This window comes from Neobacillus vireti, from assembly GCF_036962345.1.
Taxonomy (GTDB): domain Bacteria; phylum Bacillota; class Bacilli; order Bacillales; family Cytobacillaceae; genus Neobacillus; species Neobacillus vireti_A.
In genome coordinates this window covers 81798-95859 of record NZ_JBALNB010000012.1, presented here as the reverse complement: position 1 = coordinate 95859, position 14062 = coordinate 81798, and the positions used below count along the sequence as shown (strand labels likewise).

15 protein-coding genes are annotated in these 14062 nt (G+C 40.0%); 6 read left to right on the top strand and 9 right to left on the bottom strand.

The window, feature by feature from the left end:
- Positions 1 to 190: 190 nt before the first annotated feature.
- The 3 genes from V7108_RS15015 to V7108_RS15005 form a co-directional block, all read right to left on the bottom strand.
- Entirely contained in the window at positions 191 to 1945 is a 1755-nt protein-coding gene (locus V7108_RS15015; RefSeq protein ID WP_335568671.1) for a hypothetical protein, read from the bottom strand.
- 39 nt (positions 1946 to 1984) lie between these two features.
- A complete protein-coding gene (locus V7108_RS15010; protein ID WP_335568670.1) occupies positions 1985 to 2887 on the bottom strand; it encodes a hypothetical protein in 903 nt (300 codons plus the stop codon).
- A gap of 182 nt (positions 2888 to 3069) precedes the next feature.
- On the bottom strand, positions 3070 to 3582 hold the full coding sequence (locus V7108_RS15005; RefSeq protein WP_335511208.1) for a DoxX family protein: 513 nt from the start codon (positions 3580 to 3582) through the stop codon (positions 3070 to 3072).
- Between the two features lie 436 nt (positions 3583 to 4018).
- Between V7108_RS15005 and V7108_RS15000 the strand changes: the two genes are divergently transcribed.
- Complete coding sequence (locus V7108_RS15000; RefSeq protein ID WP_335511206.1) at positions 4019 to 4207, top strand: hypothetical protein; 189 nt, start codon at positions 4019 to 4021, stop codon at positions 4205 to 4207.
- Between the two features lie 135 nt (positions 4208 to 4342).
- Here V7108_RS15000 and V7108_RS14995 read toward each other — a convergent pair whose 3' ends face one another.
- Both V7108_RS14995 and V7108_RS14990 read right to left on the bottom strand, forming a co-directional pair.
- Complete coding sequence (locus V7108_RS14995; protein WP_335568669.1) at positions 4343 to 5035, bottom strand: N-acetylmannosamine-6-phosphate 2-epimerase; 693 nt, start codon at positions 5033 to 5035, stop codon at positions 4343 to 4345.
- Between the two features lie 25 nt (positions 5036 to 5060).
- Positions 5061 to 6596, bottom strand: a complete 1536-nt coding sequence (locus V7108_RS14990; RefSeq protein WP_335568668.1) for a maltose/glucose-specific PTS transporter subunit IIC — start codon at positions 6594 to 6596, stop codon at positions 5061 to 5063.
- Between the two features lie 374 nt (positions 6597 to 6970).
- Here V7108_RS14990 and V7108_RS14985 point away from each other — a divergent pair, with 374 nt between their 5' ends.
- The 3 genes from V7108_RS14985 to V7108_RS14975 all read left to right on the top strand — a co-directional run bounded on the left by V7108_RS14985 (position 6971) and on the right by V7108_RS14975 (position 7647).
- A complete protein-coding gene (locus tag V7108_RS14985) occupies positions 6971 to 7189 on the top strand; it encodes a DUF1659 domain-containing protein (protein ID WP_335511200.1) in 219 nt (72 codons plus the stop codon).
- A gap of 34 nt (positions 7190 to 7223) precedes the next feature.
- The gene (locus V7108_RS14980; RefSeq protein ID WP_335511199.1) at positions 7224 to 7442 is read left to right on the top strand and encodes a DUF2922 domain-containing protein; all 219 of its coding nucleotides are present in this window, start codon (positions 7224 to 7226) and stop codon (positions 7440 to 7442) included.
- Between the two features lie 67 nt (positions 7443 to 7509).
- On the top strand, positions 7510 to 7647 hold the full coding sequence (locus V7108_RS14975) for a YvrJ family protein (protein WP_335568667.1): 138 nt from the start codon (positions 7510 to 7512) through the stop codon (positions 7645 to 7647).
- Positions 7648 to 7993: 346 nt separating this feature from the next.
- Here the strand turns inward: V7108_RS14975 and V7108_RS14970 are convergent, their stop codons facing one another.
- Positions 7994 to 8626, bottom strand: coding sequence for a ThuA domain-containing protein (locus tag V7108_RS14970; protein ID WP_335568666.1), 633 nt, complete (start codon positions 8624 to 8626; stop codon positions 7994 to 7996).
- Between the two features lie 317 nt (positions 8627 to 8943).
- Here V7108_RS14970 and V7108_RS14965 point away from each other — a divergent pair, with 317 nt between their 5' ends.
- Positions 8944 to 9537: a CPBP family intramembrane glutamic endopeptidase gene (locus tag V7108_RS14965; protein ID WP_335568665.1), complete on the top strand. Its 594-nt coding sequence runs from the start codon at positions 8944 to 8946 to the stop codon at positions 9535 to 9537.
- Between the two features lie 82 nt (positions 9538 to 9619).
- Here the strand turns inward: V7108_RS14965 and V7108_RS14960 are convergent, their stop codons facing one another.
- From V7108_RS14960 to V7108_RS14950, 3 genes are all read right to left on the bottom strand, one after another.
- On the bottom strand, positions 9620 to 10504 hold the full coding sequence (locus tag V7108_RS14960; protein ID WP_335568664.1) for a TIGR01777 family oxidoreductase: 885 nt from the start codon (positions 10502 to 10504) through the stop codon (positions 9620 to 9622).
- A gap of 114 nt (positions 10505 to 10618) precedes the next feature.
- Entirely contained in the window at positions 10619 to 11185 is a 567-nt protein-coding gene (locus V7108_RS14955) for a TIGR00730 family Rossman fold protein (protein ID WP_335568663.1), read from the bottom strand.
- 88 nt (positions 11186 to 11273) lie between these two features.
- The gene (locus tag V7108_RS14950; RefSeq protein ID WP_335568662.1) at positions 11274 to 11759 is read right to left on the bottom strand and encodes a hypothetical protein; all 486 of its coding nucleotides are present in this window, start codon (positions 11757 to 11759) and stop codon (positions 11274 to 11276) included.
- A gap of 436 nt (positions 11760 to 12195) precedes the next feature.
- On the opposite strand from V7108_RS14950, the gene V7108_RS14945 reads away from it, so the two are divergent.
- A complete protein-coding gene (locus V7108_RS14945; RefSeq protein ID WP_335568661.1) occupies positions 12196 to 13890 on the top strand; it encodes a DUF2207 domain-containing protein in 1695 nt (564 codons plus the stop codon).
- The last annotated feature ends 172 nt before the right edge of the window (positions 13891 to 14062 follow it).

The window sequence follows — 14062 nt, the reverse complement described above, 5'->3', positions numbered from 1 at the left end:
CCAATCATGGGAACCAAAACCTCTTTTTGATTCCCTCAGCACGAACCTTTCACCAATCATGGGAACCAAAACCTCTTTTCATCCTGTCTGACGTCTGTCTCTTTCCTTAATTTAAACATTCCAACAGAAGATAATTTGCAGAAAAAGAGACCGAAGGAAAAATCCCTCGGTCTCTTTGCATAGTAAACAATTATTTTGTTTCAGCTGCAACAGCTTCTTCTTCTATAACTGCTGTTACTTCAGTTTCCAATTTAATAGCCTCTTCCGTCGCTTCAGTTACTGCTTCAACCGTTTCTTCAGCAGTTACTTCTTCCGTCGCTTCTTCATCAGCTAAAACTGCTGAATTGTCTGCTGCATGTGCTGTAGCATTTTCGCTTGCATTTACACTAGCTTGAGATTTCGCTTTGTTAGCTGCAGATAGGTTTACTTTTTCAGCCTTAGTTACTTCTGCCTCTTCTTCAACAACTTCAGTTTCTTCTGTTTCAGTATCAACTGTTACTGTTTCTGCATCAGCCACTACATCTTCTGCAGCCTCTTCAGATTCGACTCCAGTTTCTACTTCAACAGCTTCTTCTGCTACTGCATGGACAGCTGAATTTGCAGCTGCATGTGCTTTTGCATTTTCGCTTGCTTTTACACTAGCTTGTGACTTTGCTTTGTTAGCTGCAGATGGGTTTACTTTTTCAACCTCAGTTACTTCTGCCTCTTCTTCAACAACTTCAGCTTCTTCTGTTTCAGTATCAACTATTACTGTTTCTGCATCAGCCACTTCTTCTTCAGCAGCCTCTTCAGATTCAACTCCAACTTCTACTTCAACAGCGTCTTCAACAATAACATCTTCTGCTACTGCATGGACAGCTGAATTGGCTGCTGCATGTGCTTTAGCATTTTCGCTTGCATTAACACTAGCTTGTGACTTTGCTTTGTTAGCTGCAGATGGGTTTACTTTTTCAACTTCAGTTACTTCTGCCTCTTCTTCAACAACTTCAGTATCTTCTGTTTCAGTATCAACTGTTTCTGTTTCTGCATCAGCCACTACATCTTCTGCAGCCTCTTCAGATTCAACTTCAGCTTCTACTTCAACAGCATCTTCAACGATAACATCTTCTGCTACTGCATGGACAGCTGAATTTGCTGCTGCATGTTCCTTAGCATTTTCGCTTGCTTTTACACTAGCTTGTGACTTTGCTTTGTTAGCTGCAGATGGGTTTACTTTTTCCTCTTCTTCAACAACTTCAGCTTCTTCATCATCTTCAGTGTTTACAATTGCATCCGTTTCAAATTCGATGTTCTCGGAATCTTCGTCTTCGTCCTCATCTTCATCATCTTCATTTCTTAAAACGGAGTCGGAGTCAGCATCTGTTTCTTTTTCCTCGTCTTTTGCCGAGTCATCCTCATCCTCATCCTCCGTTTTGGCAGCTACATCATTATCAACGTCAACTGCTTCTTCCGATTTAGAATCTGCATTCGTATCCACTTCTGTTTCCTCAGTCTCAGTTGTTACTTCCGTTGCAAGATCAAGGACCGGTGTTACTTCAACTTGTGGTTCTTCTACCGGCACTTCTTCTTTGACTACTTCTTCCGCAGCCGCGTCATCTGCTGGTTCTCCCTTGCCATGAACAGCTGAATTCGGGGCAGCATTCAATTTTGCCGTCTCACTTGCATGAACGCTTGCCTGTGACTTGCTGGCTTTTTCTTCATTTGGCTTTACTTGTACGCTTGCTTCATTCTTTGCCTGTACAGCTGGTGCTGCTGGAACAGCTGGTTTAACATTCACATTAACCTTTGCGTTATTGGATTGTTTCACTTGAACGTTTTTTTCAGCCTTCGCGTGATCTGGACCTGCTGCCTCAGTAAAATGACCTCCAGCAAAAATTCCAAACGATAATGCTCCTGCAAGTACAAAAGATTTAGCAACTTTATTCGGGTTTAAGTAATGTTTCATTTTTTAATTCGCTCCTTTTATTATCATGATCCGTGGCATTTAGCTGCGGGTTACATTTTTTAATAAAGGAGCTTTTTCTGGCGGTGGTGCCGGTGGAGCATTCACCCATTGAGTATTCATCAAGGCTAGCCTTGAAAGGTAAGGCTGGATCAGTTTCATTTCAACGTAGGTATCCCAATCAAACCATTTATCCAACAAGTTACTAGTATTTAAACCCTGAATGACCCGATCATGAGATTGTCCTCCAGAACTGTTATTTCGTTGGGTTTGGTTCACCATCTGCTTAAAAACCTCTTCCTTGCTGGTCGGAACTTTTTCCGGCACATGTTCGACAGGTACTGATTTTGTTATAGCTGAGTCTTCCCCCTGAGGTTCGACTGTACCCCGTTTCGCTTCTTCGACCTCTACTTTCTTTTCAGTAGTTTGAAAAGAAGATATAGGATCCAGCTTTTCTAGTAACATTTGCCTTTTTTTCTGCACAGCTTCTGCTCTATCATGACCTGTTTCCTCTACAGTCTTTTCTGGCTTACCATTCCCTCTTGCCTGATCTGGCAAACTTTTTAACATGTCCTGGTTAGGATTACCTTTGGCTTGCGGCTGTTTTGCTTCAGCCTGATTAACACGCGCATGTTCAGGTATTGCAGCTTTTTCTGGTATAGTAGCTTGTTTCGGTTCTACAGCCTCTTCTGGTACAGCTGCTTGTTTCGGTACTACCGCTTTTTCTGGAACAGCCTCTTGTTTTGGCACTGTCTTTTCTAGCGGTTTTACTTGTTCAGCTATTGCCGGGACGTTTATTTTTACAGCGTTATTATTACTTTTTTCAGAAGGATGAGCTTGTCCCTTTTGAGAAGCAAGTTCATTATTCTCAGCAAAAGCGTTGTCTGGAAAAAGAATCGCTGCTCCAACCATTAGTGCTGATAGTAGAAATTGGCGGAAGTGCACGATTTCACCCCCTTTCAACGTATTGTGGTGTTCATCGATAATCTTCGAGTAGAAATGTCGTTTTTTGTCCTTTCTTTTATAAAACGATTCTTTTCACCTAATGATTTGGAATAGTTTGGCAGGTTTTAACATCAAAAAGACGATTCGAGGGGGATCGAATCGTCTTTTTGTACCACTGCTGTTTATGCAGCTGCTTTTGTGCTGTTTGAAGATTTTTTGTTGATGGTTTTACGGATGAATGGAACTACCCAGCGGTCTAAACCGTATTTTCCTGCGTTGAATCCTGCAGCTAAGATGATGAAGCCTAAGAAAATGTCAGTTGGGTTATGAGAAACGGTTCCTGCTAAGAAGAAGCTGAAGTTCATCACTAGACCAAAGAACATAGCAGCTGTTGTTAAACATCCAAGTATAAGCCCTAAACCGATTAGTGCTTCGCCCCAAGGAACGATGAAGTTGAATAAATCAATATTTGGTAACGCAAAGCTTTCTAGGAAGTTAACATACCAGCTGTAAACCATGTTGCCATCTGGGCCTTTTACTGGATTTGCTACTGCATTTTTTAGGTAACCGGAAGCGTCGAATCCACCTGTGATTTTATGAATACCTGCTGTAAACCAAGCGTAGCCAAGGTATAAACGAATAATAGTTAAGATCGCTGCTGAGATGTTGTTTTCTCTTAAAAATTTGTTAAACATAAGTCATTCCGCCTTTCATATCTAACTTGTTCTCTACACTTATACTATATTGGAAATTGATGGTTAATAACATAGACATAGTGCTAAGTTCACAGTTTGTTTGAAATGTTTTGACGGAATGTTGAACAGTAGAATTAGAAGGTACTTCGCGTTTTACTGCTTCAGTGGGACCAAATCTTTTACCATTTTGATGCTATTATACGATAACGTGTTATCGTCCCTCACTGTTACGAATCAAAGCATTGTTGAAGGGTAAATACAACATAACAATATATTAAAATCATTTACCTTTTTTTCAATTTTTCTACTTTTCAAATGCCCGTTCACAACAATGTGGAACTATGCTACTATCGTGAAGGTTTAGGAAAAAATATATTAAAACATACTCAGATTCATGCCTTCCGAACCACTATCAAAAAAATACATGAGGTGTATGATGGAAGCAAAAAAACTTAATCACAAGGAAAATACGAAACTTCTAATGGACATTGTTAATCTTAAGATAAAGCAACTTGAATTATATAGCCGAACAGGTCCTAATAGTTCCGAATATGTGAGCCTTTCAATCCAACTAGAAAAGCTAATGAATGTATACTTTGAGGAAAAAGTGGCACAGCTTATCTAAACAGCAAGAGACCAGCTTGATAGCAGCTGGTCTCTTTTATATTCACCCCGGCTTCTATCACACTCCGACGTATCAATCCTCAGAAAAAACAACCCTAAGAATTGTGATTTCTAGGGTCATTTTCAAATGAAAGATTTAGTTTTTCAAAGCATTAGCAAACTTCTTCGTAATTAACTGTGGTCTTGTAATGGCTCCACCAACAACCACTGCATGGACACCAATATCTAACACGGACTTAGCAATCTCTGGAGTTGACACATTGCCCTCTGCTAATACCTTTGCGTTTCTCACTACCTTTACAATTTGGCTTATGACTGCATAATCATGGTCGTCGATTGTCAAGCCATTTGTTTCTGGCGTATAGCCATATAAAGTCGGTGCAACAAAATCAAAGCCTAACTCATCGGCAAACATCGCTTCTTCGACTGTAGAAACGTCAGCCATTAATAACAGATGAGGATACTTGGAGCGCACTTCCTTATAGAATGTCTCCAAATCACTACCATCTGGGCGCGTGCGGTTTGTTGCATCTGTCGCGATAATTTCGCAATGTGTTTCAGCCAAGTCATCAATTTCCTTCATCGTAGGCGTAATAAATACTGGATGGTCATCGTATACTTTTTTTATGATGCCTATCACAGGCAAGTTGACTTGTTTTTTAATTTCAATAATATCCGCGACAGAGTTGGCACGGATGCCAACCGCTCCGCCTTCTTTTGCCGCTAGTGCCATTCTCCCCATAATGAAAGAACTATGCAAAGGCTCCCCTTCTAAAGCCTGGCAGGAAACAATTAAACCTTTTTTAATCTGTTCTAACACTTGTTGCAAGCAAACCACTCCTTTACTATAGAAATTAATGTCCTAAATACTCTTCGACTTCGTTTTTCACAATCGTCACTTGAGGTCCGTAGATAATTTGCACACCTGTCCCCGCTTTCACGATTCCTTTTGAACCTGTCTGTTTAATCACATCTTCCTGAACCAAGTTTTCGTTCTTAATCGTAACACGAAGACGGGTCGCACAGCAGTCAACAATCTCTATGTTTTCGCTTCCACCTAATCCCTCAACAATTGTTTTCGCCCGATCTGTTGCGGAAACTTGTGCTGCGGCCTTTTCTTCCTTGTCTTCTCGGCCAATCACTTTGAAGTTCTTCCAACGAATTAAGAATTTAAAGGTGAAATAATATAGGAAGAACCAAGGAATCCCGACAACTAATACATATGGCCAGTTTGTTTTATCAACACCCTGAAGAATTCCAAAAAGAATAAAATCAATGAATCCGCCAGAGAAGGTTTGTCCTACCGTGACATTGAAAATATCTGCCATCATAAACGCAAATCCGTCAAAAATAGAATGAACGAGATATAATAGTGGTGCCACAAATAAGAAACTAAATTCTAGCGGCTCCGTTATCCCTGTTAAGAATGAAGTTAATGCAGCGGATAAAAGAATTCCCGCTACTGCTTTTTTATTTTCCTTTTTCGCACAATGATAAATCGCTAAAGCAGCACCTGGTAAACCGAACATCATGGTGATGAAGCGGCCTGACATAAATCTAGATACCCCTTCGTAATACTGGGTCGTTGAAGGATCCGCCAATTGAGCAAAGAAGATATTTTGTGTACCACTAATTAACTTACCGCCAATTTCCATCGTCCCACCAAGAGCCGTTTGCCAAAATGGCAAATAGAAAATATGATGCAAGCCCATTGGTCCAAGCATACGTAGAATAAACCCAAATAAGAGGGTACCAATTTCGCCAGTACCTGTAACGAGATTTCCTAACTGATTAATAAACATTTGGAAAAAAGGCCAAATCACAAATAATACTGCTCCGACAAAAATCGAAGCAAAGGAAACCACGATTGGAATAAATCGAGAGCCCCCAAAGAAGCCTAACACTTGGGGCAGCTGAATTTTATTGTATTTATTATGCAAGGCTGCAGCTACAATCCCGATAATAATCCCGCCGAATACACCGGTTTCTAACGTCTGAATCCCAACTGACATCCCCTGACCTGCCCCAGCTAAATTATCTTCCGCTAGTTTTCCAGTCAAGCTGAGTAAAGCACCAATAGTACTGTTCATAACAAAATAACCAATCATTGCTGCCAGTCCCGCCGTTCCTTTATCTGAACGCGCTAAACCAATCGCAACCCCTACAGCAAAGATAATCGGCAAGTTTGCAAACACGATACTCCCTGCAGCACTCATGATTGTAAAGATGGCCTGAAGCCATGTGATATCTAAAAACGGATAAGCTGAAACCGTATTTGGATTCGAAAGGGCTCCGCCAATTCCCAATAACAAACCAGCTGCTGGTAATACGGCGATGGGAAGCATAAACGATTTCCCAAATTGCTGAGCTTTCTCAAATGCCTTTTTCATAGATGATAACCTCCCTGTTGTTTTAAACGTATTAGTTTGGGAATTTTCGGCTGTATCATATTGTCACTTCAGCTATATTTCAATGGAGTTTCATCTGTCTTAAACCCTTTTCGTCCTTCTCCTGGTTTGGATTGAAATGTTTACAGAGAGGGGGGCTTCTTTTCAATGCTTCTCCTTTTTATCTTATCCCATTTCCTAGCTTTATTTACATTATGTTTCTACCTGCTCTATTCAATCCATAAACATTTCATTAGAAAAACACCCCTACCTAAGTTTTTCGGTCATTCCATATGAAAATGATAATTATTTTTTTCCATGGCCATGTCCTTATTGCCCACATTTCTATATATAAAGGGTGAAAGGAGGTGATCACGATGGCACAAGCAGTTATAGCAACATCGAAATTACGGTTGGTTTTTCAGGTGGGAATGGATGACGATGGAAAACCACTGCTGAAGGCGAAGACTTTCAGCAATATCCACAAATCTGCGACTCCAGATCAAATGTTACAAGCAGCGCAGGCCATTATCGGTTTGTCAGGAGATACTCTCAGAAATATTGAGAGAATCGACAATTCTGATTTACTAGCGTAATCAAAAAATACAAATAAGATAGGAGGTGAAGAAAATGGCTAAAACATTAGAGTTAGAATTTGTGACCGACTTTGGTAAACCGGCTCGTTTAACGATTGAAAGTCCGAAAGAGCCAATTGAAGAAGCAGTAGTGAAACAAGCAATGGAGGAAATGATTGCTTCCGGAGTTTTTACTTCAACAAACGGAAATTATGCTTCTGTTAAGGGTGCACGCGTCATTGATCGCAATGTTACAGAATATGAAATAGTTTAATAGAGCTGAAAAAGGCCGGGTTCTGGTGGAATCCGGCCTTTAAATCAATATGAAAGGAGTGAAAGTCGTGGAGCAAATGATCCCTCTCATCAGTGAGGTTGGATTTCCAATCGTGGTCACCCTCTATTTGCTATATCGGATTGAGTCGAAGCTTGATATGGTGGTCCAATCGATTCAAAATCTCCCAGAACGTATGAAAGTGTAATTGCAAAACTTAATAGAACCTTAAAGCTTTGTTCATAGTTTGTTCATATTTTAGAGGTAAGATAGATTTATGTAAGAGGACAACCTTTTTATTCTCTCTTCCATAAACCCCCTTTTATAGATTTTTATTTTTAGATTCGGCAACTGGCCGAATCATTTTTTTTAGGCTCTTTTCTATACTTTATTGTTTTTGAAAACAAAATTTAATGGAAATGCTAAAGTTCTGCAGAAAATACATATTTTATATAAGAAAAGAGCTGCAAACTCAATTCAAAAGCAACAAAATACCTATTTCCACGTTAAAATCGGCTTTAAGATTTTAACAACATTTTTTACGAAAACAGCCTTTATTCATGAGATACGAGCCACATTATTTTTTCAGCCAGCAGCCTTGAAATGTTTTCATTCAACATCCCTTCCTTTGTATGAGCTGGGGTAAGGCAGCAAACCTTCCCTTTTCCATAGGGATGCTTCCAACCTGCGATCGTATCCCCATCCACTCCCGTACTCCGAAGGTAGACTTCCGTATTTGCCTCATCACAATGGACAAAATAAAGCTCATCGGCAATGGTAAATGTTGCATCTTTGCCTTTATAGATTACTTCTTGGAGTCCCGGCGGATGGTAGTCAAAAGATCCTCGCAGCAATTGAGTGTAATGGGTGTGACGTGGATATCCAGCCATGCCTGCATGCCAAGCCAGGATACTGCCGCCGTTTTTAACATAGGTTTTTATCTTTTCATCTGCTTCCTCTGTTAACCAAGTGATGATATGTTCATCTTTTGGGTTAAGCTTGTTCATTTTTGCATTAATAAAAAGGTCTGGTTTCGTTTCTAATGCCTCTACAACTTCCTCATAAGTAACGTTCTGCAGTTCAAATTCATCTTTGTTCGGTAATCTTTTGATTGTTGCTTCTAACGCTGCCTTTGCAGCCTCACCATCATGCCAATAATCTCCTACTAATGCTATGATTTTTGCCATTCTCCATCTCTCCTACTCTACTTTTAGTAAAAGACTGCCTGCTAGAAGATTGTTTCTTTTGGAATTAAAAATACATTCTTGTCAATCTATGGTAACATTAAAACATCTTCAGTAAAGGGGGTTTTACGTTTATTTTCTCGCAAAAGAATTTATTTTTGTCGATGGTAGCTATCTTGTTTTTTACGGGCATTATTTGTATTTCGCTTAGTATGATAGGGTGGGGTCTCGTTATACTGATTTCTTTGCTCATTATCCACACTTCGGCAGCAAAACACCGCGCCTTTACCGCATTATTACTCTCTTTTCTGGTGGGCCTTTTGATATTTCAATCTGCTTTTGCCTATATCGAAGACTGGGACTTATCTGCAAAAACAAAAACGATACTAAACAGAAGTTTGCTTATCATCATCATTGCTGGGTTAGTATTTACGCAACTATTCTATAAGCAAAAAATCTTTATCTTTTCACAGCTTCCAAAATGGAACAGCACCATCACACTGCCATTTCATACGATTAAAGTATCCTACTTTTTAATTATCGGTTTAGCAGTATCTAGCACACTATTAATACCAATGGTCCTGAATCAGGAAATGAGTGATATCAAATCCATGGTACTATTCGGTATATTGTTCGCCATCATAAACGCCACACTCGAAGAAATCATTTGGAGAGGCATTCTGCTTTCCAGTATAAGAAAGTATGTATCCACGTTTTATGCAATCATGATAACGAGTCTCGGGTTTGGTCTTCTACATATTTCAATTGGGATACCGCTGCTAATAAGTTTACTATTCTCTTTCGGAGGTCTGTTCTATGCAATCGTAGTGTTAAAAACGAATAGTATCTATCCAGCAATCATTTTTCACATCGTTATAAATTTAGGAATGGTTTTCAATGGATGGATCATTTGAACTGCCTTCTAATTTAAAAAACACCCTCCTAACGTTCATATTGTAAAAATACGATACAGGGGGTGTTTTTCCTTAGGCACACTTATTTTAGAATTTCTTCCAGGGTGTTATCGAGTGTATCAAAGGTAAATTTGTACCCTTCTCGCTCCAACCGTTCTGGAATCACCCAGCGGCTTTTTAACACCAATTCTGTTTCTGTTCGAATGAGGACCGAACCTAATTCAAGCAGCCATTTGGGCGAAGGTAATCCAAATGGTACATTCATTTTATCTCGTAATCTTTGCATAAGCTCATGATTGCTGACAGGATTCGGTGCAGAACAATTAAATACCCCGTTTAGTTCCTCTCTTTCCTTTAGAAAAAGAACAATCTGAAATAAATCTTCTATATGTATCCAGCTGAACTTTTGTTTTCCTGTTCCTTGAACACCGCCAAGTCCAAACTTCACTAGATTTCGATAGGGTGTCATGACTCCACCCTCTTTGCCAAGCACGATGGCAATTCGGAGCGCAATGATTCGTGTTTTTGGCAGCTCAAAGGCAAATAACGCTTTCTCCCACTCTTTCGCTACATTGACAGAAAACCCTGAGCCGATTTCTCCACTTTCTTCGGTCATCGGACGGTCTTCTGCGTGCCGATAAATCGTTGCGGTGCTGGAGTTCATCCAAGCCTTAGGGGGATTTTGGCAAGCTAGAATAGACTCTCCTAGTATTTTAGTTGTCTTAAGTCTAGAGTTCAGAATTTCATTTTTGTTTTTCTGATTGTACCGGCAATTTACAGATTTCCCTGCTAGATTGATGAGAAGTTCAGCACCTTCCAATGCGTCGATGATGCCAGGTGCGTCTTCCCAAGAAATGTGTTGTGGCTGCCTAGATATGATTTTCACCTCATATCCAAGCTTAGTAAATTTATTTTTAAAATAGTCGCCAATAAAGCCTGTTCCACCTGCTAAAATTACTTTTTTCATAGGAAACCTCCGATCTATTTTCAAAATTAAATCAATTTTAACATTAATTGGAATGTTTGTACGTTTTGACCAAAAATAGAGACCAAATCATGATAGATTTGGTCTCTCAACATATTACTCAAATGATTTGATTGGCGGTGCCTCGTAGTTTAAAAATTTATCAAGTAAGAGGGCGGGGTCATCCTCAATTATGGCCATTGTGCGGAATTTTTCTTGCAGGAATTTTTGGTCGATCATGTGTTCAAACAGGTGGATAAGCGGGTCATAATAATGATTAATATTAAGAAGGCCGCATGGCTTTTTATGCAGCCCAATCTGACCCCAGGTGAAGACTTCAAAGAACTCTTCTAACGTGCCCGTCCCGCCAGGCAGCACCACAAATCCATCCGCCAACTCCATCATTTTCGCCTTTCGCTCGTGCATCGTTTCCACCGTAATCAATTCCGTTAGTCCTTTATGAGAGATTTCCCGTTCCTCCAATATCTTCGGAATGACACCAATCGCATGTCCGCCTTCATTTAACACCGTATTAGCAACGGCCCCCATCAGACCGATACTTGAACCGCCATACACCACTGTAATATTCCGTTTCGCTAGTTCTTTTCCCAACTGGATAGCTCCTGTTTTATAAGCCTCAGAAGCACCCAAACTAGAACCACAATAAACCGCTAATCGCTGCATGCTTCCCCTCCTATAATTATTATTCAGGTTAACAACCATTATAGTTAAAAATCAGGAAAAAAAACAGGAAGTATCCACTTCCTGCTTGTTAAGAAAAAGTGCGCTCCTGCTTTAAATAAATAGTAGACATCTCTTTCGGTTTCTTCCATACATAAGGCAAATGGCTGGTTTTTTGATTAAAAGTTGATATAAGTTCATCAAACCCTTCCATGGCATAAAGATTAAATGCAGGACCGCTTGCCGTCCTAACCAAGATACGCCGAGTAACCAGATGGTCTTCTCCACTTTCATTATTATAGTAGTGTGTTTCCTTAACATCTTCCCATCTATATTCTTGAAGTGACGTCCCCTTGGCCCTACTTACACGCTTCACCGTAAAACCTTGTTCATGACAAATAACACTTATATCCCTTCCGAAATAAAAAAACAATAGATAAGTAACCACGGCCAATAAAAGAACCAAGGAACCCAATAGAACATTTTTGGTTATGACTCCAATACCGACAATTCCAATAATGGAGCCCGCAATAGCTGCCATCCTTACAGAATTCCAATTACTAAACTCCTTACCCATCACAACACCCCCTTTATAAAAAAGTATGAATTACACCACATTATATGTTATGTCCACAAAATCTTCACACAACACACACACAACCAACTCTTTTTTTATTCATTTTTTTATGTATAAATGCATAAATGGTTGAAACTGCGTTTCAACTTTGGTGACAGGCACCTTAATAGACTCTTAACTTTAAATTAATAGTTACTTTACAATTAAACGGTAGTATTAAGGAGATAGGAAGAAGACGCCTTTTTCCCTTTTTCTTAGCCCCTTTCATTGATTCGGCTTGACGCCGAATCTTTTTTTTTAAACTGTCTGCGATTGCACAGTTCATCATAATTGTGCCCCACCCCTTGTGCCCTCTTGTTTTTGGTCCAATCATAAACCCATGAAACCATTTACCTAATCATTCGTATAACCATTACTAGGAAAGTAGGTGAAGCACATGTTTAAAAAATGGTTTGCATGCTTACTATTATTTGCAATGTTGTTTTTGTTCCCACACCAAGGCTTGGCTATGGACTATTCCATTTCCAATGTAAAAACGGACGCATACCTCCAAGACAATGGAGATGTGAAAGTGGAGGAAACCCATACCTATGAATTTTTTGGTGAGTTTAACGGGATAACCCGTGAAGTGATACCGAAAGAGGGAGCAGTCATCAGTCAGTTTGCCGCAACGGAGGATGGCCAACTCTTAAGGATTGAAAAGGAAGATGACCTATACAAGGTCCACCGTAAAGGGACGGATGAAACTATTACCGTAAAGCTTCAATACATAATCGAAAACGGAATGGAGATTTATCAGGATACAGCCCAATTTTACTGGCCGTTTTTTGATGAAAGAAATGAATCCGACTACGAAAATCTAACTATTACGATTCACCCGCCAAAACAAACGAACGATGTGATTGCTTTCGGATATGATGAAGCCACTAACACCGAAACAATTCAAGGAGATGGATCCGTCCTTTTTCAACTGGGTTATGTTCCTTATGGTACCAATGGGGATATCCGCGTGGCCTATCCAGTCAGCCTTTTCCCGGCTGCACCCCAAACTTCAAATAAACCAATGAAAGAGGAAATCTTAAAGGCAAAACAAGATCTTATCGATCAGGCTGCTGCAGAAGCTGCAATAAAAGAAACTCTTTCAACGATCGGCAAGATAGGAATCCCGGTATTCACCATTATTTTACTGCTGCTAATGTTCAAAGATTGGATAACAGCACGTACCAAACGAAATGATCTTATGCGAGAAGGCACCAAGTTTCTTACTGTACCAAAACAAATCATGAGCTTGCCGGCAACAATTGCCTTTACGAACAATCGCTATTTACCACCACAAGCAATGGCCGCTGGCTTACTAGATTTGGTCCGGCAGGGATATGTGAAAAAAACGTCCAACGACCGCTTTCAGTTAATCAATCGTAAATCTCCATTTCCGCACGAGAATGTGTTGATGGAGTGGCTATTTGATAAAATTGGATCAAACAATACCTTTAGCTTTGACGACCTATCAACCTATACGAGAAACAAATTAAATCAACCTCATTACCACACTTTTCAAACCCAATGGAGGCAGGCTGTTAACCATGAGATAGACAGTTACACCCTCTATGAAAATAAAAAGGCTTATCGTTTACTCATTGGTTTTTCAAGTATCTTACTGCTGCCGTTTCTATTCCTTTTCCCAATCTACGGTCTCATGGGTTCTTTTGCTGCAACCCTTGTGTTATTGATTCCAGTGATTCTCTACGCCATTCTTTACCGGCCAAAAACCTGGGAAGGTGCACGAATTGCCTACGAATGGAAACAGTTTAAAACTCGCTTTAAAGAACTTCCACAAGCTGAGTGGGAAAAATGGTCCGAAGATGACCAAATGCGTGCTTATATCTACGGACTCGGAATCAGCAGCAAAGAAATTGATCGCAAATATGATGTCCTAATAGAGGCACTAACTTCAGATATCGACAGTTATGATGCTGGTGCTGGAATCTACCCCATATTATTTATCGGTCCTGACACTTCTGCAAAGTTTCGTGAAGCGAATGACTCGGTAAGCGGCGGCACCACAAGCAGCAGTAGCTCTAGTTCTAGCGGAGGAACAAGTGGTGGCGGCGGGGGATCTGGTGCTTTCTAAAAGAAAAGTGCAAGTGCCCTGGAGCTGGACAGTAATGTTGATTTTAGTAATTAGACGGAGAAATTCCGCTTATTTGGTAAAAAATTATAAAAATATCCTAAATAGTCGGAGAGATTCCGCTTATTTATAAAAAAGACATTAAAATGGGGGATTTTGAGTAGCTTAACCGGAA